The 21,533-nt window shown below is 46.2% G+C and carries 10 protein-coding genes, 1 tRNA gene and 1 pseudogene; 3 read left to right on the forward strand and 9 right to left on the reverse strand.

Annotated features, from left to right (window positions below; translation table 11 throughout):
• Positions 1-11 precede the first annotated feature (11 nt).
• Positions 12-1,448, reverse strand: a complete 1,437-nt coding sequence (locus NDI35_RS15310; RefSeq protein ID WP_445313489.1) for a response regulator — start codon at positions 1,446-1,448, stop codon at positions 12-14.
• On the reverse strand, positions 1,441-4,308 hold the full coding sequence (locus NDI35_RS15315) for an ATP-binding protein (RefSeq protein ID WP_445313490.1): 2,868 nt from the start codon (positions 4,306-4,308) through the stop codon (positions 1,441-1,443). The genes NDI35_RS15310 and NDI35_RS15315 overlap by 8 nt, the downstream gene beginning before the upstream one ends.
• 368 nt (positions 4,309-4,676) lie before the next feature.
• On the opposite strand from NDI35_RS15315, the gene NDI35_RS15320 reads away from it, so the two are divergent.
• A tRNA-Arg gene (locus NDI35_RS15320) sits at positions 4,677-4,749 on the forward strand.
• 72 nt (positions 4,750-4,821) lie between these two features.
• On the opposite strand, the gene NDI35_RS15325 is transcribed toward NDI35_RS15320, so the two are convergent.
• The 7 genes and pseudogenes from NDI35_RS15325 to NDI35_RS15355 all read right to left on the reverse strand — a co-directional run bounded on the left by NDI35_RS15325 (position 4,822) and on the right by NDI35_RS15355 (position 12,041).
• Entirely contained in the window at positions 4,822-6,438 is a 1,617-nt protein-coding gene (locus tag NDI35_RS15325; protein ID WP_445313491.1) for a diguanylate cyclase domain-containing protein, read from the reverse strand.
• Positions 6,439-6,443: 5 nt separating this feature from the next.
• Positions 6,444-7,199: an alpha/beta fold hydrolase gene (locus NDI35_RS15330; RefSeq protein ID WP_445313492.1), complete on the reverse strand. Its 756-nt coding sequence runs from the start codon at positions 7,197-7,199 to the stop codon at positions 6,444-6,446.
• A gap of 180 nt (positions 7,200-7,379) precedes the next feature.
• Positions 7,380-8,084 (reverse strand): annotated as a pseudogene (locus tag NDI35_RS15335) (EAL domain-containing protein).
• A 1-nt stretch (position 8,085) separates the two neighbouring features.
• Positions 8,086-8,373 carry a diguanylate cyclase domain-containing protein gene (locus NDI35_RS15340; RefSeq protein WP_445313493.1) on the reverse strand — a complete coding sequence of 96 codons (288 nt, stop codon included), beginning with the start codon at positions 8,371-8,373 and terminating at the stop codon, positions 8,086-8,088.
• A gap of 322 nt (positions 8,374-8,695) precedes the next feature.
• Positions 8,696-10,258: a circadian clock protein KaiC gene (gene kaiC, locus NDI35_RS15345; protein ID WP_445313494.1), complete on the reverse strand. Its 1,563-nt coding sequence runs from the start codon at positions 10,256-10,258 to the stop codon at positions 8,696-8,698.
• A gap of 347 nt (positions 10,259-10,605) precedes the next feature.
• Entirely contained in the window at positions 10,606-10,920 is a 315-nt protein-coding gene (gene kaiB / locus NDI35_RS15350) for a circadian clock protein KaiB (protein WP_006632119.1), read from the reverse strand.
• 188 nt (positions 10,921-11,108) lie between these two features.
• On the reverse strand, positions 11,109-12,041 hold the full coding sequence (locus tag NDI35_RS15355) for a circadian clock protein KaiA (protein ID WP_445313495.1): 933 nt from the start codon (positions 12,039-12,041) through the stop codon (positions 11,109-11,111).
• Between the two features lie 396 nt (positions 12,042-12,437).
• Here NDI35_RS15355 and NDI35_RS15360 point away from each other — a divergent pair, with 396 nt between their 5' ends.
• Both NDI35_RS15360 and NDI35_RS15365 read left to right on the forward strand, forming a co-directional pair.
• The gene (locus NDI35_RS15360) at positions 12,438-15,683 is read left to right on the forward strand and encodes an ATP-binding response regulator (protein ID WP_445313496.1); all 3,246 of its coding nucleotides are present in this window, start codon (positions 12,438-12,440) and stop codon (positions 15,681-15,683) included.
• A gap of 476 nt (positions 15,684-16,159) precedes the next feature.
• A complete protein-coding gene (locus tag NDI35_RS15365) occupies positions 16,160-21,487 on the forward strand; it encodes a DUF4347 domain-containing protein (protein ID WP_445313497.1) in 5,328 nt (1,775 codons plus the stop codon).
• The last annotated feature ends 46 nt before the right edge of the window (positions 21,488-21,533 follow it).

A 21,533-nucleotide genomic window follows, 5' to 3' on the forward strand; every position in this document is an offset into this window, starting at 1 on the left:
CGGCGCTTTAGCTACTCAGTTAAATTAATCGGCAAAGACACGGTAAATTCTGTTTTACCGGGCACCGACTCAACATCAATTTTACCCTGATGTTTTTCTATTATTTTTTTGACAATATCCAATCCCAACCCGCTGCCTTCTCCCGCAGGTTTAGTAGTAAAAAAAGGCTCAAAAATTTTCGGAATAATCTCCGGTTGAATTCCCTTACCGTTGTCAATGATTTTTACCAAAATGCTGGTATCTTGCTGTACGGCGTCAATTGTTAAAGTTCCTTGATTGTCCATCGCTTGTAAGGCATTGTGAATTAAATTTGTCCAAACTTGATTGAGTTCGTCGGGATAACACAGTACCACAGGCAATTGAGCTTGATAGTTTCTGACGACTTCCACACCCTGCTTGATTTGGTTTTGATAAAGAGTTAATACAGTTTCAATTCCATCGGTAATATTAACCTGTATTTTTTCCCCCTTTACATCATAACGCGCATAATTTTTCAGGGCAAATACCACTTTTGCCGCCCGTTCAGTAGCGGTAGCGATAGTTCGGGCGCTTCTGTGAATGCTAGCAAAGTCGTAGGCCGTTTTTATAATATTTTCGCTGTCAGGGTCTTTGAGCAACGGCAAGAATTCTTGCAGATTTTCCTGCAATCCGATATTGACTAAAATGCTAGCAAGGCTGTCAGCATTTTCAATCCCTTCCGACTCTAGTTGCTGCTTCACGCCTTTTTTAAATCCCCGTTTTTCTCGCGTAGATAAAGAGTAAGTTTGTTTGCTGGAACTGTACATCAAACTCATGAAATCCTGCTGGCGTTCGGTTGATAGTTCTTTAAAAAAAACTGGCAAACTTTCGAGATTTTTATCCAAAAAGCTGGTAATATTTCCAATAGACGATCTAATCGCCCCCAGCGGCGTATTAATTTCGTGAGCAATGCCCGCAATCAGTTGCCCTAAAGCGGCCATTTTTTCTGATTGCACTAATTGATTCTGAGTAGCTTGCAGTTGGTCTAAAGTGAGGGTCAGTTCATCGTTTTTTTGTTGGAGTTTTTTTTGCAACTGGCACATTGCTAAATGGGTTTCTACCCTAACTAGAACCTCTTCCACCTGAAAGGGCTTGGTAATATAATCTACCCCGCCCACAGCAAAAGCTTTGACCTTATCTAGTACGTCATTGATCGCGCTAATAAAAATCACCGGAATGTTGCGAGTGCGTTCGTCAGCTTTGATTTTTTCGCAAACTTCATACCCGTTCATTTCGGGCATCATAATATCCAGCAAAATCAAATCGGGAGGCATACCTTTTGCCGCCGAAAGCGCTAACTCGCCGCTAGGTACTGGGCGCACTTTATAGCCCTTGCCATTCAAAATTCCGGCTAGCAGCCGCAAATTAGCTGGGGTGTCGTCAACTACTAAAATATTACCGCGCTCGGTGCTAAGAATGTCGTTATTCATGTGATATTGCTTGAGATATTAACTTTAAAACTGTGTCGTACTCAAAATTTTCTATACAATTTGCGATCGCACCTGCCGTTACTGCATCCTTTAATCGAATTTGCTCTATCAAGGTATCAATTAAATCCATATCTGCATTCAGTATCGCTAGCTTTAAATTAGCTACCAGTGAATCAGGCAATTTTACGAAATCAGCCGCACTCATAGCGCGATCGCCCTCTTTGATTGCCGATAAATTAGTTTGACCCGGATCTTCATAAATATAGCGCACTCCGATATGTTTGTGCATCGCATCAAAAATATCGGCTTCCCGGAAAGGCTTTCTCATAAAAGCATCGCAGCCCGCCGACAAAATAACTGCCCGTTCTTCCTCCAAAACGCTCGCTGTCAGCGCAATAATCGCAGTAGCTTGACCTTTAATAGTACCTTTAATGTATTGCGTAGCTTCGTAGCCGTCCATCACAGGCATTCTCATGTCCATCCAAATTAGATGCGGTTCCCAACTGTCCCAAATCTCAATAGCTTCTTGACCGTTAGTAGCTTCTTTTAGTTCAAAACCCAGAGGATAGAGGATTTTAATTAACAGTTGACGGTTGAGCGGTTTATCGTCTACTATCAAAATTCGATAGGTGTGTTGGTTGGGAACTAGGCCAATAACGTTCCGGCTGGGTTTTGGGTTTTCAATATCAGCCGCATCGACCGCAATAACTTGAATTTCAAACTTAAAATTAGTTCCCTTGCCCACAGCAGAAGAGACGCTCATTTTCCCGCCCATTAATTCCACAAATTTGCGGCTGATTGGCAACCCCAAGCCTGTACCTTCTTGCGAATCTTTCCCTGTCTTGGTTTGCACGAAAGGTTCAAAAAGAGCGTCTAATTCATTGGTAGCAATACCGGAACCAGTATCTTCGACTTCAAAATGAAGTAAGAAGGAAGAGGTAGAAGCTGAATCGTCATTTGGCGTGGCAATAATCTGGTTGTTCGAGTGACTGAATTGAGATATTTTAAGACCATTAAGTGCTGGAGTTTCTGTATTTAGTGATAGTTCGGGGTGAGCAAATTTTCCCTCTTCTACCTGCTGATTTCTGCCTAATGGCTGCTTGCTAACTCTGACGGCTACACCCCCCTCATGGGTAAACTTAAGAGAGTTATTGAGCAGATTAATTAAGATTTGTCGCAACTTTACCTCGTCGGCTTCTACATATTGCGGCACGTCGGGACTGCGGTCAAAAACTAACTGCAACTGCTTGTCATCTGCTTTGAGTTCAAACATATCTTCCAAGTCGTTTAGCAGGCGATAGAGGTCAAATTTTTTGGGATTGAGGGTGGTGCGCCCGGATTCAATTTTAGATAAATCGAGCACGTTATTAATCAGGGTGAGCAGGTGTTCTCCGCTGCTGCTAATTATGCTAATGTTTTCTTGATGTTCTGGGCATAGAGTTTGGCTGCGAGTCATCAGTTGGGAAAAGCCGAGAATTGCATTGAGAGGCGATCGCAATTCGTGGCTCATGTTAGCAAGAAAGGTGCTTTTAGCTTGATTCGCTACTTCCGCTTTGTCTTTAGCTACAGCCAATTCTGCTGTCCGCTCTTGCACTCGCTGTTCTAAAGTTTCAAAAGAGTGTTGCAGTTGTTGAGCCATGCTGTTAAATGACTTGGCTAATTCCCCCAATTCGTCGGAGCGTTCACTTTCTACGGTTGTGTCCCATTCACCTTTAGCAATATTTTTTGCTGCTGCATTTAAGCGCAAAATAGGGTTTGTTACCCACCGAGAAGTCAGAATGCCGATCGCCACAGCTACTCCTAAAGCTGCGAAACAAAGCAAAACCGCTGTGCGGGTATTGGCATCGATTTCTTTGGTGAAATCTGCTTCGGGAACAACTACGACAATCAGCCAGTCTAAACCTTTGCCGTCTTGGAAGGGCAAGACTTTTAAAAATTGTCGCTTGTCATCTATTTCAAAGCTCAATAACTCGGATTTTTTAATTTGATCTAATTTTTTAAAATTTGCAGTCAAATATTTAGCTGTCGCTTGAGTAAAAGGGTTGCTGCTTTCTTCTACTTTAAACAATTGTCTTTCATTACCTTGAGTGCGAAACGGTTTTTCTCTAGTGGAAGTTGCTAACAAAGTACCCTGGCGATCTATAATAAAAGTTTGACCAGATTTGCCAACTTTGAGACTGTGGAGAAATCTCCCAAGATGGTCGAGACGCAAGGCAGTAAATAAGACTCCTTGTAGCTGATTTTTTTCGCTGTATACTGGTTGGAGAGCGCTGATAATTAAGGTCGGCTCTAGCAAGGAAACATAAACCGAACTCCAAGTAAGTTTCCCAGCTTTTACGGCACTTTTATACGCAATATTTTGCCTATTGTCAAAGTTTTCGACAATAGTGGCAACTGTAGTGCGATCGCCTCGCTCGTTCGTATTGTAAGAATAAAAATTTAACCCAGTAGATGTTTCTATCACATTAATCATTCGGGAGCCGTTAGACAGTTGTTCACCGGATCTATAATCTCCCTTATTGTTGCCAACGGAGGTAAAATTGATATAGGGATATAATTGTACTTGCCGCAAAAGATATTTCTCCCAAGCTGATAAGTTTTCCATCTTTAACAAGCCGAGCTTGACAGCATCCAGCTTGGTTTGATTGATTTGATGGGGAGTTGTCAGGTAAACTTGCAGATTTTGCTCCACACGCAAACTGACCTCGCTCATTAACTGACTGGCAAGGTTATTAACTGCTTTTTGTCCGTTTCTAAAAGAAAGATATCCTACGAGTCCCACGGCTCCCACGATTTGCAGTACAAATGGAACTATGAGAACAGTTCGCAGCGGTAATTTGTCTAAAATTTTAGAAACCATAAAATTGAGAGGTTTGGTGAACTTAGTCTAGAACCGTATTTGCACAACCGATCTTAATAGCAGCACCATTTATTTACTGCCGCTTAGCTAGGGGGAATTGATGCGGGCTATTTTAGCTGTGGTAGATGCTCGACCCCGCTCGAATGTGAACCTAATGTTTACTCGATTAAAGTCTATTATTTTACCCATTGTCGTATTATTGTTACCATTTAGGTAAAAGTTGCAGTCTCTGGCTTCGAGAACAGCCTGATATTTGATCGCGGGGGCGAGTTTAACCCGCATGGGTCAAGCGGTTTGGAGGCAGACCAGGAAATTTGCGATCGGCACTCGCCATTTTCCGCAAGACGTGTTATACTGTAAACAGTCGAGGGCACGTAGCTCAGTGGATAGAGCATCAGGTTCCGGTCCTGAGGGTCGGGGGTTCAAATCCCTCCGTGCTCATTTAAATTTATAAAATGACGGATTTTGAGAGACAGGGGACAAATTTTTGCCCCCTGTCTCAATTACTGTAATTTAAGCGTCAGTGTCAAAAATCGAATCGCCGCTGTAGTCGCAGGTCGCGGACTGATTGCGCCCCTGTTTCTTGGCACGGTACAGTGAACGATCGGCGATCGCAATCAAGTCAGCCGATGATAGTTCCGACGTCGGAATCAAGTTGGCGATACCCATACTAATAGTAACAACATCGCTCACATCAGAGGTTTTGTGAGGAAGATGTAAAGCTTTAATAGCAGCGTGAATCCGTTGGGCCACCGAACTCGCTCCTTCAAGATCAGTATTAGGCAAAATGATGGCAAATTCTTCTCCGCCGTAACGCGCCACCAAATCCGCTGGACGGTACACCACCTCTTGCACAGTCTGAGCAAGTTTGAACAGACAATCATCCCCCATTTGATGACCGTAGCAATCATTATAACGTTTGAAATAATCCACATCAAACAACAAAAGAGAAATAGGTTTTTGTTCTCGGTATAGCCGCTGCCATTCATGCTCTAAGCGGTCATTAAAACAGCGGCGATTAGCAATTTGAGTCAACCCATCAATATTTACCACTTGTTCTAAGAGGTGAGTAGCGCGGGCTAGCTCTTCGTTAGAGAGTGCCAGTTGTTGATTAATTTCTCTCATGCGCGCTTGGGCCTGCTGCCTTTCTGCCAATTCCTTCTGCAACTTATGAAAAATATCCGCTTGCTTAATGGCGATCGCTAACTGATTAGCAATTTGTTTAACAAGGTCAACTTCAAATTCTTCCCATTGCCGAGGAGCAGAACATTGATGAATACATAACAACCCCCACAAATCTTGTCCATTGAGCAACGGCGCAACTAAATTAGCCCGAACCGGAAATTGTTTCCAAAGAGCGCGGCAATAGTGTTGAAGGTCAATCTTCTTGATATCTTCAACTACCTGCATTCTCCATTCTTTATATGAATCAAGACCTTGTTCACCACCACATGGGTCGTTAAATTGATTTCTGTTTACCAATTTACATCCTTCACCTACAGATTCTGAAACAAACTCACCATATCCAAATTTACTGTCAGGATCGAACTTAAATATGCCGACGCGCTCGGCATCAAGAAACAGGCGAATCTCCTGCGAAGCAATCTCAAAAATTGTAGACAAATCAAGAGATTGACGAATGTGTAGAGTAATTTCTTGAAGTAATATCGCCTTGTCGTACTGTTTCCGCAGAGCTATTTCCGCTTGCTTTTGGGCGAGAATAGCTGCCTCTGCTGCTTTTTTTGCTTTAATAATTTCACCTTCGTACAGGATACGCTGGCGGATACAGAGCAAGATGCAATCGTTGACGAAGTTTCCCCCCTTCTCCCGACGCCTAGCGTTGATCAGCATAGGTATATCACTACCCTGCTTTGACCTTAATGAGAAGTAAATTTCCTCTACTTTACCGTCGAGCTTCAACAGGGGGAAGAAATGGGTTTGAAAAAAAATCCGGCTGGCCATTGGCAGAATGGAGTCCATTTTCCGTTCCCGCAGTTCATCGGTTTCGTATCCGAGTAATTGCAGTAATGTGGCGTTGACCATTAGGATCGTACCATCGTCAGCAAACGAGAGGAATCCACAGGGTGAGGTGTTGAGTAGCTCGTCTATCTGGTAGGTCATGTTTGCCATACAAATCAGGTAGTATGAGGTGCACTCAAATACTCCTTAATCATGTCGATCGTCTCTTGTGGATGACTCAGGTGCGGGCAATGTCCCGTAGCTTTCATCAGCCGTAGCCTACTTTTAGGCAGGTGGCGGTGGAGATAATGCCCTACCTCGGTGGGAGCTACCATGTCATCTCTACATTGCAATATCAGTGAAGGTACTGACGCATTCGGTAAATCACTGCGATTGTCAGAGTAAAAAGTCACCTCGGCAAAGCGACTTGCAACCACCGGATCGGTGGAGCAAAAGCTTGCCTCAAGTTCCTCACTTAACTCAGGACGATCCTGATTCTGCATCACCATTGGCGCCAGAAAGCTTGCCCAACCAATGTAATTTTTCTCCATGATATCGAGGAGCTCCTCAATATCTTTGCGCTCAAACCCTCCGTAATAATTTGGTAAATCATTGATGTAGCAGGGTGAAGGCCCTACCAAAATCAAGCGATTAAAGTAATTAGGAGCTTGAATTGAGGACAGAAGGCCGATCATACTGCTGACAGAATGACCGACAAAAATCACATCCGTCAACGCCAATTCTTCACAGATATCGAGGACATCCTGAACATAGCCATTGAGGTCGCTGTACCGTTCATAACTGTAGGCACTAATATCAGACTGTCCCGAACCTACATAATCAAATAGGAGGATTTTGTAGTCCTTCTCGAAGGCCGATGTTACGAAACGCCACATATTTTGATCGCACCCAAATCCATGAGCAAACATCATGGTCTGGGTGCCTTGTCCAAACACTTTTATATTATTCCGCCGTAAAATTGTTTGAGTCATTTGAGCGACACGAGCATTAAATTAATTATAAGACTTTTGCGCGCTTTGATGAGGGAGGATTGCTGATTCCACATAGTGGTAGACAACAATTCAGGATGTCGGATTAATTGAGTGGCAACCTCAGCAATGACCGGCTTCCTCAACATATACTGCCCAATTTCCTAGGTGCTCGCTTGTAACTATTCCCATTTCGCTGGGGTTTCCATTTCTTCGGCAATTGTGCTCAGATTTAAGCCCTGTGTGATTACAACTATGGGTTGGGCAATTCCGCGATCGCTCGCTCGGAACGCTGGCTAAATCGCGGACAAGTGAGGGATCAATTTTGAGCGACTTCACCAGAAAATTTTTCAGATTGTTAAAAACAGCATAGCCAGGCCCAAAATCATCGACATAAATCCCAATACCATGCTCGGATCATTGGCTCAAAAGATGGTAGGTAATGTCAACATTAAGCCTCATTGCCGTTCCCGTAATCTCTAGCCCTAGATATTTTGGCTTCATCTCGGTGCGCTCAACAATGCGATCGCTCTTAGCGATTAAAGTCGGTTGGCTGAGTTGACGTGCTGACAGATTCACCGTGATATTAGGCAGAATTAGTCCTGCTGCTAGCCACTGCTGATATTGCCACCAAGCTTGCTCTAAAATCAATTTGCCCCATAGCCAAATCAATCCAGTTTTTTCGGCGATGGCAATACATAGATGGCAATGAATCCAACCTAGTTCAGGAGAATACCCTCCTACTATAACTTTAACACCAGCAAGGCTACCTGTTTGCGAATCGAGCTGAGGTTGATCATACAGCAAGGATTCGCCTTCCAAGCACAATTCAAGAGATTTGCGATCGCCAGGGTATTAGATTTGGGCGAAGGTATTGTTGCTGTGTAAAAACTATAGGTATTGGGCCCAATTCCTTCACGTAATATAGGGAAATATCTGCATTTTTGAGCAATCTATCGAGATTCATTCCATCTTGTGGATATAGGGAGATGCCAATACTGGTGGTGATGTGTAAAGAATGATTTTTTAGAATAAAATTAGTGATAATATTTTTGTAGAGGTAATCCCTCCTGGTTCCCCTAATCCAGGAATAGTAGGGATAGGCACGGCCCGGCACAAAGCTGCTAGGCTAGAAAGATTTTCTGTTATTTCGAGGGTTCGATGGAGAGAGGATTTTTTGATTTTTTATACGTCATTGAAATATACAATTTAGATGCACAACAGCTTACACCTAGATTTTTACCACAACCTATTTACTGGGATTGCTATAGCATAAGGCGCTGATACAGAAGGCAATAAAAGCTCATATTTCAGCAATTAAGAACCTCCAAAAAATTGTCGCGGTTGCTATAAATATTCACAAACTCCTCAAATTAAAAAAGTTGGGTTTCCTAGCTCAACCCAACCTACTTTTAACAACGATGAATTACTGTTAACTCTCAAATATCCTCATCGTCTGGACCTTGCACACCCTGGAGAATCCGCGATAGCTCACTCTTCTCATTAATCGTAATCCGAGTCGGAGAACCGCTGATAATCCGTTCGTAACCACGGAACGAATCTTTAATTTGTGGGCCTCTTTCAGTAATTGTGTATTCCCGAATTCCTTTGTCATGCCACGAACCGCGCATCTTAAACACATTAATTGCCCGCGACATTTCTCCTCGAATCTCTACATACTGCAGCATAATAATCGTGTCAGTAATCGTAGAGATATGGGAGTCCGTAATCGAATTAGAACCCATAAACTGGTCGCTTGTATTCGTAAAAAAGCCGGTTATTTCTTCCTGCTTCGCAAAACCTGTCACTCCGATCACAAATTGCCTGAAAGCATTATTGCTGACACCCCTAGCTAAGGCAGACAGCGAGTCTATAGCAATTCGAGAAGGTTTGAACTCAGCAATTTCTGATTTAATAGTCTGCAAGTGGTCTTCCAAACCGGCAGATTCCGGGTAAGTACACAGCAGCTTCAGCATTCCTTTCTGTTCCATTTCCTCAAAATCAATGCCCCAAGAATAAGCATTGCGGAACAACTGAGCCCGCGACTCTTCATAGGCAAAAAGCAGCGCCCGATTACCGTTCATACAAGCATTCTGCAAGAACTTGCTCACCAACAGCGTTTTGCCGGTTCCCGTTGCACCCGTAGCCAAAATAATCGAGTCTTTGAAAAAGCCGCCGCCGCACATCTCGTCGAGAGTTTTATCGCCTGAAGAAACCCGCACGTTGGAAGACTTTTGAGTTAATCGCATCGCCCCCAATGGGAAAATATTAATTCCGTCATTAGTCATAGTAAAAGGATATTCGCCCTTCATGTGAGTTGTACCCCGCAACTTCAAAATTTCGATGGTGCGGCGGCGGCGTTCTCCTTCCAATACGTTGCGAACAATCACCACATTATCCGACACAAACTCTTCCACTCCAAACCGAGCAACCGGGCCGTATTCTTCCACCCGTTCCGTCGTCATAACTGTAGTTGCTCCGACTTGTTTGAGGCGTGCAACTAAGCGAAAAATTTCTCGGCGCACCACCGATGCAGCATCGTACTGCTGAAATACGGCGGTCACTGAATCTATAGAAACCCGCTTGGCTTTGTACTTGCGAATGGCGTACTGGATTCGCTCGATTAAGGCAGATAAATCAAAATTCCCTACGATATCTTGACCTTCCGGGTCCGGGGAAGCGTCCAAAATAAATAGCTTGCCTTCCTCGATTAACTGTGCCAGATCCCAACCGAAACTGCAAGCATTTTTAATAATATCTGCTGGAGATTCTTCAAAAGTTACGAACACTCCAGCTTCGTCAAAATGGGTAATTCCGTTATAGAGAAATTGTACGGCAAATAAAGTTTTTCCCGTTCCTGACGTGCCGCTGACTAGGGTGGTTCTGCCGAGCGGCATTCCGCCGTGACTGATGTCATCAAAACCCTCAATCATCGTGCGAATTTTTTCAACTCCTGCCGTTCCCAATCCTTCTCGTTGAACCGTTTGACTAATTTCATTCATGTCGATTTTTGTCAACTCTCAGTATTCTTTAGTTGTCACTCATTAACCGCCGATCATGAGTCTTTGTACCCAGCTTTTAGTTTTGGCTCTTGCTCAATAACTAATGACTGCTGACTGCTGACTAATGACCCCCGCCCAAAAACCGATACCGTGCCACGTACTCCTGTCGTGGAAAGATAAAAATTTTAGACTTTTGTTCAACCTCCCAGATTCATCTGTTGAGTAAATCTAAAATATAAAATCGTTCGACTGAGCGCGACTCGACGCTTCGACGCTCGCGCTCGCCGAACGTTTCACGCCAAACCGAAGTCTCAAATCTAAAATCGACTGACTCTCACCTGATTATCTTATGAATTCAGGTCTTCTTCGCGAAGTTCTTCATAGAGCAAGTCTAATCCTATCAGAACTTTCTCGCGATCGGACAAATCGCCAATAATTTTTCGTACCGGCGGCGGCAGGATTTTGGCCAGCGTTGGGGTTGCCAATATTTTGTCCTCTTCTGCTAGCTGAGGGTTTTTGAGAACATCTATGACTTTCAGCGCGTAGACGCCTTGAAATTCTTGTTCTAGGATGTCCTTTAGGGTTTTCAAAGCTCGCACGGAGTTGGGAGTATTCCCCGCAACGTACAGCTTCAGAACGTAGGTTTTCTTCAGAGGACTCATGAACTTTTTTAAATGTTGAGTATTAGTTGCCAGATGTTAGTTGTAGTTGTTATTTGTCTTAAATCCGCTGTTCTTTGTTATTTTATAATAATTTCCGCCTCGCCCTCGCGCGGCCGTTTGTCGGCTCCTTTCTTTTTTGTTAGATTCTACCTTCTACCTTTTCTTTCTTAAATTATGCCGAATCCCTTCTACATTCTACCTTGAGAGGTTTCTTTCGGAATCGATCGCCGATACATCTCGCACATATGAGCGATCGCGTCAATCAGGGTCAAGCGGTAATCGAGCAATATTTCCTCGCTGCGCCCTTCTATTTTTAGCTGTTTAGCAAACTCGTCCATCAATTCCATGTGAATTTCTACAATTTGAGTCACGGGAACGTCAGCAAAAAAAGCTAAATTCACAAATTCATCTATTTGATTGTTGACCGCAGTATCTTGAGAAAAATAATTCAAAACGATGTCGCGATAACTCGACTTGAGTTGCTCCAAAAACTTTTGTTTCTCTGGTCCCGACAGATTTCTCAAAAAAATGTGGGAATTTCTTTTATAATACACACCTAAGTATCCTAATCGCTCCCGTAATTTTTCCGCCAGCCGCCGCTGCTGTCGGCTGAGCAAACTTTGAGCAGTCAATTGGGCTGTCGCATCGACCGTTACGGATTGATAATTGACAGGAACCGGAGTTGAAAGCTTCAGAAATTGTGCGATCGCCCGATCGATACCTGCAGCTATTTCGCTCGATCGAGCGATTGCCAGTTGCACCTCACCAGGGTGATAAAAAAAAGCACAGCTTTCGTCTTGACTCTTGTTGGCGGTACTGGCTGCGGCCTCAAAACCATCTGAATATGGTGCTTCGGGCCTGCCATGTTGCGCGTGAGGCGAAAAAATCACAGCAGGCAAAAAGAGCGATCGTTCTTGCAGCTTGCCCAGAAGCGATCGCAGATCCCCATCCATCTCCAAAACCAAACAATCAAGGTGATAATTGTGCTTAAGGAACCCCAAAAGCTCCACTGCCGACTTAATGTGCGTTAAAGCATAGCGTTCGCCTCTCAAAAGCTCGATCGCAGAGGCTGCGATTTCCTCAGAGCGGACAAAAATACCGATAGAAAGTTGAGGAAGCAAAGCTGTAGGTGCACCACCTAAGTTGCCTGAAAGTGCTGGATCGCTCAGAGTTGATATCTCCTTTACAAAAAACTTAACATTTTAACAATCATCTCAACATTTATTTTAACCAATCTTAACCGCAAAATAAGTGATGCGCTTCTAGCAGAGGAAGAATCAAAGTGTACTCCTTGGTTGTTGTGTCAAGCACCCTGAGCGTGATTTCTGCAATTAAGCTTAAGCCTTAAAATAATTGCTAGTCGCCTCAAATCAGGCGTAGGCATCGAACTCCCCGGTCTCGGTGCGGATACCGAGCCTGATAGCGAACTGATATAAAACAAATAAGATACAGAAATTCGCAGCTACATTGAGCATCAAAAATATTACTGCTCTCGCGAGCAGACTCTCAGGTTTGTTATGCCACTCACCACCCCCAGTATCAAAAATTTTATCGAGCCAGTGCCGCTGTGCCTCCAAACGGCTGCGCTAGAATCGCTGCAGTCAATTTTCAGCTCCTGCAACTGCGATCGAGTCGCAGTAGTCAACGAACAGCTACAGCCGCTGGGATTAGTGTACCTCCGCAGTCTTTGGGCTTGGGGAGCAGATCGCACAAACGACGGGCAGCAACCTTTGTCAGAAAGCCCGATCGCGATCGAACCAGTCACGGCATTACCCGCCACTATGAGCGTCAGGGAATTCTGGCAGTACCTGCAAACAGAGGAACAGAACACCCCAACCCGGCAAAACCGCCAAACCGCCGGCATTTCCTCAAACAGCCCGATCGCCCTCACAGATGCCAGTGGTCAATTCTTAGGAATGCTAGACAGCCTGAGCCTGCTGCAATTCGCCGCACTCAACAGCAGCTCGCTCTGCAGCCTCACAGAGCCGGCAACAGCCGTCAAAGAAATCGAATTAAAAAAACCAATTTCCGAAGCAATCGCCACGGTCCTAGACGCTCAAGTGCGCTTTCTAGAAGCAGGATTGAAACCTTCGGAAAACCTGAACTCCCTAGTCGAACTACTGGAAAAACTGCCCCTGCCCCTAAGATTGCAAACCCCCACCGCACAAATAGTCAGCCAAAACGCAGCGTGGCGGATTTTGCTAGGAGCAGGCCCAGAACCAGTTCCAGAACCAGCAGCAAATTTGGGTAAACACTCGGCCCGCAAACCAAGCCATTTAACAAGCGAATACAAGAGCGTGCAGTTAGAGGGCATCACCAAAGAATGCAGGAGCCTAGTAGGAGCAAGTAGATCGAGCGATTCCCTGCGGGATAGCTTCGCCGCGCGTGATTCAGCAGCCACCAGTTGCCCGCTGCCCCTGTACGCTGCCGCCTCCCCCTCAACATTAACCGCTCCAGCTTGGTGTCCTATGGCCGGCAAACCAGACACCTACATTTGCGAGTGTCCCGTACAAAAAGGGCAAGAACGGATCTGGCAATTTGTCAAACAACCGCTCTCAGACCAGCTAATTTTAGTAATGGGACAAGATGTCACCGAAGAACATTTAGTCGCCAAAGAACTAGCAGCGAAAAACGCAGATTTAATCCACCTCAACCGACTAAAAGACGAATTTTTATCCTGCATCAGCCACGAACTAAAAACCCCGCTCACCGCCGTCCTCGGTTTGTCCAGCCTCCTCAAAGATAAATTGATCGGAGAACTTAACGATCGCCAAACACGCTACGCCAAACTAATCCATAAAAGCGGGCGGCATTTGATGACAATTGTTAACGATATATTAGACTTGACCCGGATGGAAACCGGGCAGCTAGAACTAATTCCTGAACCAGTCGAAATAGCATCAACCTGCCAAAGAGCCTTTGAACAAGCAAAACAACTGCAACAGCAAGAAGAAAAAAATCCTCCCGCCCCCAGCAAAACGGACGGTACAGAAAACGCAGAACCCTCGACCCAAATAGAATTTACACTCGAAATAGAACCGGGACTGAGCCACTTAATTGCCGACGAACTGCGGCTGCGGCAAATGCTGGTTAACCTCCTTTCCAACGCCCTAAAATTCACCGAACTCGGCGGCAAAATCGGATTGAAAGTAAATGTTTGGCAAGGCTGGATCGCATTCACAGTTTGGGACACTGGCATAGGCATCCCCGCCGACAAACAGCACCTGATCTTTCAGAAATTCCAACAGCTAGAAAGCCCCCTCACCAGGCGCTTTCAAGGAACCGGACTGGGACTGGTACTGACTCAACGCCTAGCTCGGCTCCACGGCGGAGACGTTTCATTTATTTCCTCCGAAAACCAAGGCTCTCAATTTACCCTGCTGCTGCCACCAAATCCTCCGGGAAACAGCAGTGAAGAAGTCCCGGTACCCGGAGCCGCTGAGGAAGAATTATTAAAACCCCAATATCCGACTCTGACGGCCAATTCTCGCTCTCGTTTAGTATTAATAGTCGAAGCAGTTCCCAAATATATCGAAGATTTAACCAACGTCATCTCAGGTTTGGGCTACCAAGTAATAGTCGCCCGTTCCGGCACCGAAGCGCTGGAAAAAGCTCGCAGGTTCAGTCCCGAAGCGATTTTCCTCAACCCGCTGCTGCCACTGCTGTCGGGTTGGGACGTGCTGACGCTGCTCAAGAGTGACCCGGATACCCGATCGATTCCGGCGATCGTCACGGCCACCAGAGGCGAAAAAGAACGGGCCAGTGTCAACAGGGCCGAAGGCTTTTTGAGCTTGCCGGTGGAAGAACCCGCTTTGCGGCGGCTGCTGACAGACTTGATCGGCCACAGTAATGGCAGTACGGGCAAAGTGAAGAGTTCTTTAACCGTGTTGTGGCTCAGCCCGCAAAACAGTTCCTCTCAAGGTTCCGCTTTACTGCTTAACCCCAACTACTGCCGGGTTTTAGAAGCAGACGACCTCGGCCAAGCAGAACTCGTGGCCAGAATTTGGCGGCCCGATGCGATCGTTTTAGACGGTACAAGTCAACTGCAAAACCCCTTAGCTTTTATCGAACAGTTAAGTCGGTCTAGAAATTTGGGTTCTCTTCCCTTGGTGACTTTAGACCCTCGAACTACCCAACTGGCCAATCAAGTCAAAGGATTGTCGGTATTTCCCTGTTTAGCCACTAGCAGTCCCGACGACAGTGAAACTTCACCAACCGGGTTAATGCCAAGTGCTTTGTGGCAAGTGATTCAAGTTGCTGCTGGCATGAGTTGGAAGCCCAGCATTTTATTTGCCGACATTTCGACTTTACCCGATTTGCACTCCTCTTCTGGGGGAAACCCGACGGAAGAATTGGAAGATTGCGATCGATCGACAAATGCCGAGATTCCCCTCCCCAATTCCCCGTTTTCTACTCCCAACTTTCAAGCTTTGATTCAGTACATCCACACGGCAGGATTTCGAGGGTCGATCGCTCTCTGCTGGACAGAAGTTTTGCAGCAGTTGCAATATCAAAGCGTTGACTTAGTTTTGCTATGTTTGCGAGATGCCCCCTCAGAATCCCCCGCTATGTTGCAGGCTCTATCGAACCTGCGTCAAATGGCAGTAAAACTGCCAATTTTAGTCTGGGATTATCGGTCTGCTGTAAATTCGGAATCCGAGGCGATCGACTTTCTCCTGCAAGAAGTATCTGCCAAAATTTTGCCTTCTTCCTTATCGGCAGCACAATTGTTAGATCGAATTCAACAGAGCATACAAGGGTAGCATCGGTTAACAAAAATTTACCCCATTATATTTACAATTACTCATGACCTCGCCTAAAATGACTCATTCATCATAAAAGTCGTTTGTAAGCGATTGACTGTTGGGTGGGGGCGGGTTTACTAGATTATTGGTTTTAGCTCAGATGTTGCACCACTTTCAATAATCCTTTTATGAAAAGGCTTTCCTGCCTGTTACACAAAAAAATTCATCTCTTGTGGAACGGGCCGGAGATCCCGTTCTTGAGAATGGTGCAAGATGTAAGTTTGAGGCAATTGTGATTTGTAAAGCCCGCTCCTACATCGCAAATTATACAATAACGCATCAGACGGACATGATATTAATTGTATAATTTGTGCGATCGAAGGGGCGGGTTTTACCAACTATCTATGTTGAAAACTAAGTATCTCATAAACCCGCCCCGCCCATACTACTGCTGTCATCAAACCAGGATTAAATAAACAATTGGAGGGAAATCTATGACGACAAGTACGCCTAAAATTTCGGAACTCGCCGTCATAGATTCGAGGGTAGAAGATTACTCAACTCTCACCGCCAGCCTCAAACCGGGAACAGAAGTAATTGTACTCAACCCCGAAACAGACGGCATTGCACAAATTGCCACCGCACTTAAAAACCGTACCGATATCAAAGCCGTTCACATCATCTCCCACGGTGAACCGGGTAGTTTGTTCTTAGGTTCAACAAAATTAAATTCAGACAATATCGACAGCTATCAAAAATCTCTCGAACAGTGGTTCTCGCCATCAGTTACAAATAACAATGGCAGCCAGACACAGATTTTGAACGCGGATACAGGGGCGATCGATGTAACGGCGAAAAATTCATCCATACTATCCGAGTCTGGCGTCCCCATTTCAAATTCGCCACCCGAAATTCTCCTGTACGGTTGCGAGGTTGGCAAAGGAGAGAAAGGCAATAATTTTCTCTCAAAATTCAGCGAACTCACAGGTGCAGATGTTGCAGCTTCCGACGACTTAACCGGGAATGCAAAATTAGGAGGCGACTGGATATTAGAAAAAGCAACCGGAAATATTGAAACGCCTTTAGCTTTTCAAATAGGAGTGATGGCAGCTTACCAAAGTGTTTTGGCTAATTTTAATGCCACAGACACAGCCACTCTTGCTAATGCAATTAATACTTCGGCTGACGGCGATACAGTAACTTTAGCCAACAACATTACTCTCAATGCTGACTTGCCAATTATTACTAAAAATCTCGATTTTATCGGCAACGGTTTCGGAGTTAGCGGTAACAATACCAGGCGAGTTTTTTGGATAGGAAACGATATTGCTCAGCCTCCGACTCTGACAACTCCTACTGTTAATTTTACTAATCTGAGAATTACCAACGGATTAGCTCAAGGCGGAAATGGCGGTAACGGTTTTACGGGTGGAGGTGGAGGTGCGGGATTAGGAGGCGGCGTTTTTATTCTGAATGGAAGTGTCACGTTTAATCGAGTAACATTTGATGGCAATAGGGCGATCGGCGGTAACGGCGGCAACGGCATTGCTGGCGTCAACGCTGGCGGTGGCGGCGGGGGAATGTTTGGCAACGGCGGTGACGGCGGTGCAACTGGTGGAGGGGGAGGTGGCGGTTTAGGAGGCAACGGTGCAAACGGTACGGCCAACGGCGGTAACGGCGGGAGTGGCGGTTTTCTTGGAGGACTTGCGGGTGTAGGCAGCACAGGCTTAAGTCCAGGTAGCGACGGCGGTAACGGGGCAGGTGGAGGTGGTGGTGGCGAAGGCCCTTATATTAACCTCGGGTTTGCTGGGGTTGGTGGTTTTGGCGGTGGCACCGGTGGGGGTGGTCGCAACGGTGACGGCGGCAGCTCGTTCACCACTGGGCCGTCCTTAAACTTTGGTGGGGGCGGTGGTGGTGCTGGTGGTACCAACGGTGGCTTTGTTGGCAGGCGCGGCTACGGTAATTTAGGAGGAGAAGGTGGTGGCAGTGGTTTTCCTAGTTTTTCCTTTCCAATAGGCGCCGGCGGTGATGGTGCTGGCTCTGGCGGTGGCGGTGGTCGAGGTATAGGAGGTGCCATCTTTATTGCATCTGGCTCTCTTACTATCGCCGACAGTACATTCACTAATAATGTGGCTACAGGTGGCGCAGGTGGTATGGGCACCGCTGGCAATAATGGTTCAGCAAATCTCGGTTCAGGAGGCGCGATCGCTATCCACAATCATTATATCGGCGGTGAGTTGAGAGATGCTAATGCAATTGTAACTAATAGCAATTTTTCAAACAATACAGCCAACAATTTAGCTGGCAATGGTTATAGTATTGGCGGTGCCATTCTGGTCTTGGGAAACCTCAGCTTGACCAACAGCAATATTTTCAATAATACGGCTAATTCAGGTGGTGGCATTTCTACTTTTGGTGGCACTACCACCGTAACTAATAGCACTATCTCCGGCAACACTGCTAGCGCTCCTCCTACTGGGGACACATTTATTAATGGAGGGGGTGGCATTGTGACTGATGGTCCAGCGAGACTCACCCTGATTAACAGCACTGTCTCTGGCAATACGGTAATTGCTAATACTAGCAATCCAATAAATGGTCGGGGAGGTGGGGTTTTGTTGATTGGAGGAATTTTTAACTATACAGCAAGTTTAATTAACAGCACTATTACTGGTAATACAAGTACAGATGGTGGCGGAGTTTTTAATTTCGGTTCTACCACCAATGTCAGCAACACTATTATCGCGGGTAATACTGCTACAACAAACCCAGATGTTTCTGGAGATTTTATCGGCAATAACAATAATTTAATTGGCAATCTTACAGGCAGCACAGGCTTCAATACCGCAGGCACTGACAAATCTTTCGCTACCCTCGGCATTACCAATATCAGTCAAGTTCTCAATCCAACTTTAGCTCTAAATAACGCGCCAACTGGTTCGCCTTTAACTCACGCATTGATTCCCAGCAGTCCTGCGATCGACACTGGAAATAATGCTAACATTCCCGCAGGAATTACTACCGACCAACGCGGGACTGGTTTTCCGCGCATTCAAAATGCTACTGTCGATATCGGTGCGTTTGAATTGCCACCGCCGATTATTTCTGTATCAGAAAGCGGTGTCAATATTCCCGATAATACTGGCAGTTTTAATTTTGGTGCGACTCCGATCGGCACTCCCATTACTAAAACTTTTACTGTTACGAATACGGGTGCAGCTAATGCAATTCTGACGCCTTTAATCGCCCCTGTTGGCTTCAGTTTGACCAGCAATTTCGGTGCGACAACTCTCGCCCCCGGTGCATCGACAACCTTTGCACTGACCTTTCCCGGGGCAATCAATATCAGCAGTAGGCTTCAGTTTGCAAACAATGTTAGCGGTCAAAATCCGTTTGATTTTACGATTAGCGGTAGTGTGGGGAATATTCCGACGGTTAGTTCGATCGCCCCTGCCACACCTAACCCGACAAATGCTGCTACGGTTAACTATACCGTCACTTTCAGCGAAAACGTTACCGGAGTTGACGCCACAGATTTTACAGTAACGGGGACGGGGGTAACTGGAAGTGCGATCGCATCTTTAACAGGCAGCGGCAATACCTACACAGTAACAGTCAACACAGGCACTGGCGACGGCACTTTAGGATTAAATCTTGTCGATGACGACAGCATCAAAAATGCTGCAAACCTGCCGCTAGGCGCTACGGGTGCGGGAAATGGCAATTTTACAGGACAGAGTTACACAATTGACAAAACTCCTCCGACTGCCAGTTTGACTCCGATTGCTGCGATTTCTGTGGCGGGCGGTATCAGTCAAAATTTAACTGTGACATACAGCGATACAAGTGCGATATCTTCCTCAACTTTCGACAGCAGCGACATCCTCGTCACAAATACCAGCGGTTTCAGTCAACAGGGAACACTGGTAAGTTTCGCACCTGCTGGGGATGGTACGCCTCGGACTGCAATTTATCAAATTCTACCCCCAGACGGCAGTTGGGACAGCGCCGATAACGGCACTTACAGCGTGCAGTTGCAAGCAAACCAGGTAAGCGATACTGTTGGCAATTTAGCGGTGGGCAACATTTTGGGAACTTTCGCTGTGAATGTTGCACCTCCAACTCCAACACCGACTCCGACTCCGACTCCAACGGAAACTCCAACACCGACTCCGACTCCGACTCCAACGGAAACTCCGACTCCAACGGAAACTCCGACTCCAACGGAAACTCCGACTCCAACGGAAACTCCAACGGAAACTCCGACGCCAACCCCAACTCCGACGCCAACTCCGACGCCAACGGAAACTCCGACGCCAACGGAAACTCCGACTCCAACGGAAACTCCAACTCCGACGCCAACTCCGACGCCAACGGAAACTCCGACGCCAACGGAAACTCCGACTCCAACGGAAACTCCAACTCCAACGGAAACTCCGACGCCAACGGAAACTCCGACACCCACTCCGACGCCAACCCCAACTCCAACTCCGACTCCGACGCCAACTCCGACTCCGACGCCAACGGAAACTCCGACACCCACTCCGACGCCAACCCCAACTCCAACTCCGACTCCGACACCCACTCCGACGCCAACTGATACTCCAACTCCAACGGAAACTCCGACGCCAACGGAAACTCCAACGGAAACTCCGACTCCGACTCCAACGGAAACTCCGACTCCGACTCCAACGGAAACTCCGACTCCGACTCCAACGGAAACTCCGACTCCGACTCCAACGGAAACTCCAACTCCGACTCCGACGCCAACGGAAACTCCGACGCCAACTCCGACACCAACTCCGACACCAACTCCGACACCAACTCCGACACCAACTGATACGCCAACTCCGACTGATACGCAGACGCCGACACCAGCGGAATTTCCCGCGCCGACGCCAACGCCGACTCCAGCCGATCGCACTTCAATTGACTGTATTTGCGATAACATCGATCGTCCCGATCTCGATCGACCTAATTCTGCCGATAATATTATTAACAGCAACGGCGGCACCGAAATTCAGTTGGGCACTGCGGGAAATGATGCTTTTTTCGGCAGCCTAAATCCGAATTTATTTGCAGCGACAACAGGCGACGACAATTTGATTGGCGGTGAAAGCAACGACACTTTAAACGGTAATGAAGACAATGATTTTATCGACGGGAATAAAGGAGATGATCTGCTTTTTGGTGGTAAAAATAGAGATATTATTATCGGCAATGAAGGTCAAGATACGAGCTATGGAAATCTCGGCAACGACTCACTTAATGGTGGAGAAGAAGACGATTTAATTAATGGCTGCGAAGGTGATGATTTTATCGATGGTGGCAAGGGAAATGACAGCTTGTTTGGCGGTAAAAATAGCGATCTAATTCTCGGCAGTCAAGGTGAAGATTCACTTTTTGGTAACATGGGCGACGATACTGTTTGCGGCGGAGAAGGTAACGATTTATTGAGGGGGTATGAAAATAACGATCTGTTAGATGGCAGTGCCGGAAATGACTGTATTTACGGTGGCGAAGATAGCGACACTCTGATCGGTTGCAGCGGTAACGATACTTTGAGCGGCGACTTGGGGAACGATCGCCTCTGGGGCGGCACAGGTAACGATGTATTTGTGTTAGTTTCCAATGGGGGATTCGATACAATTGGCGATTTCACTGTCGGTGAGGACAAGTTGGCATTAGCACCGGGATTGACGTTTGATATGCTGAGGATTACTCAAGCAGAAGGTGCGGCTTTTATTAGTTTGAGCAGTGGCGAAGGTTTGGCAACTATTTTAGGGGTGCAAGCCAGCGCGATCGCCATTAATATAATCTAGTCCTGCGAGGCTTATGTAGAGAATTATGGGTTATCATAGGCGATCG

The sequence above is a fragment of the Microcoleus vaginatus FACHB-2002 genome (genome assembly GCF_040004035.1).
Classification (GTDB): Bacteria; Cyanobacteriota; Cyanobacteriia; order Cyanobacteriales; family Microcoleaceae; genus Microcoleus; species Microcoleus vaginatus_C.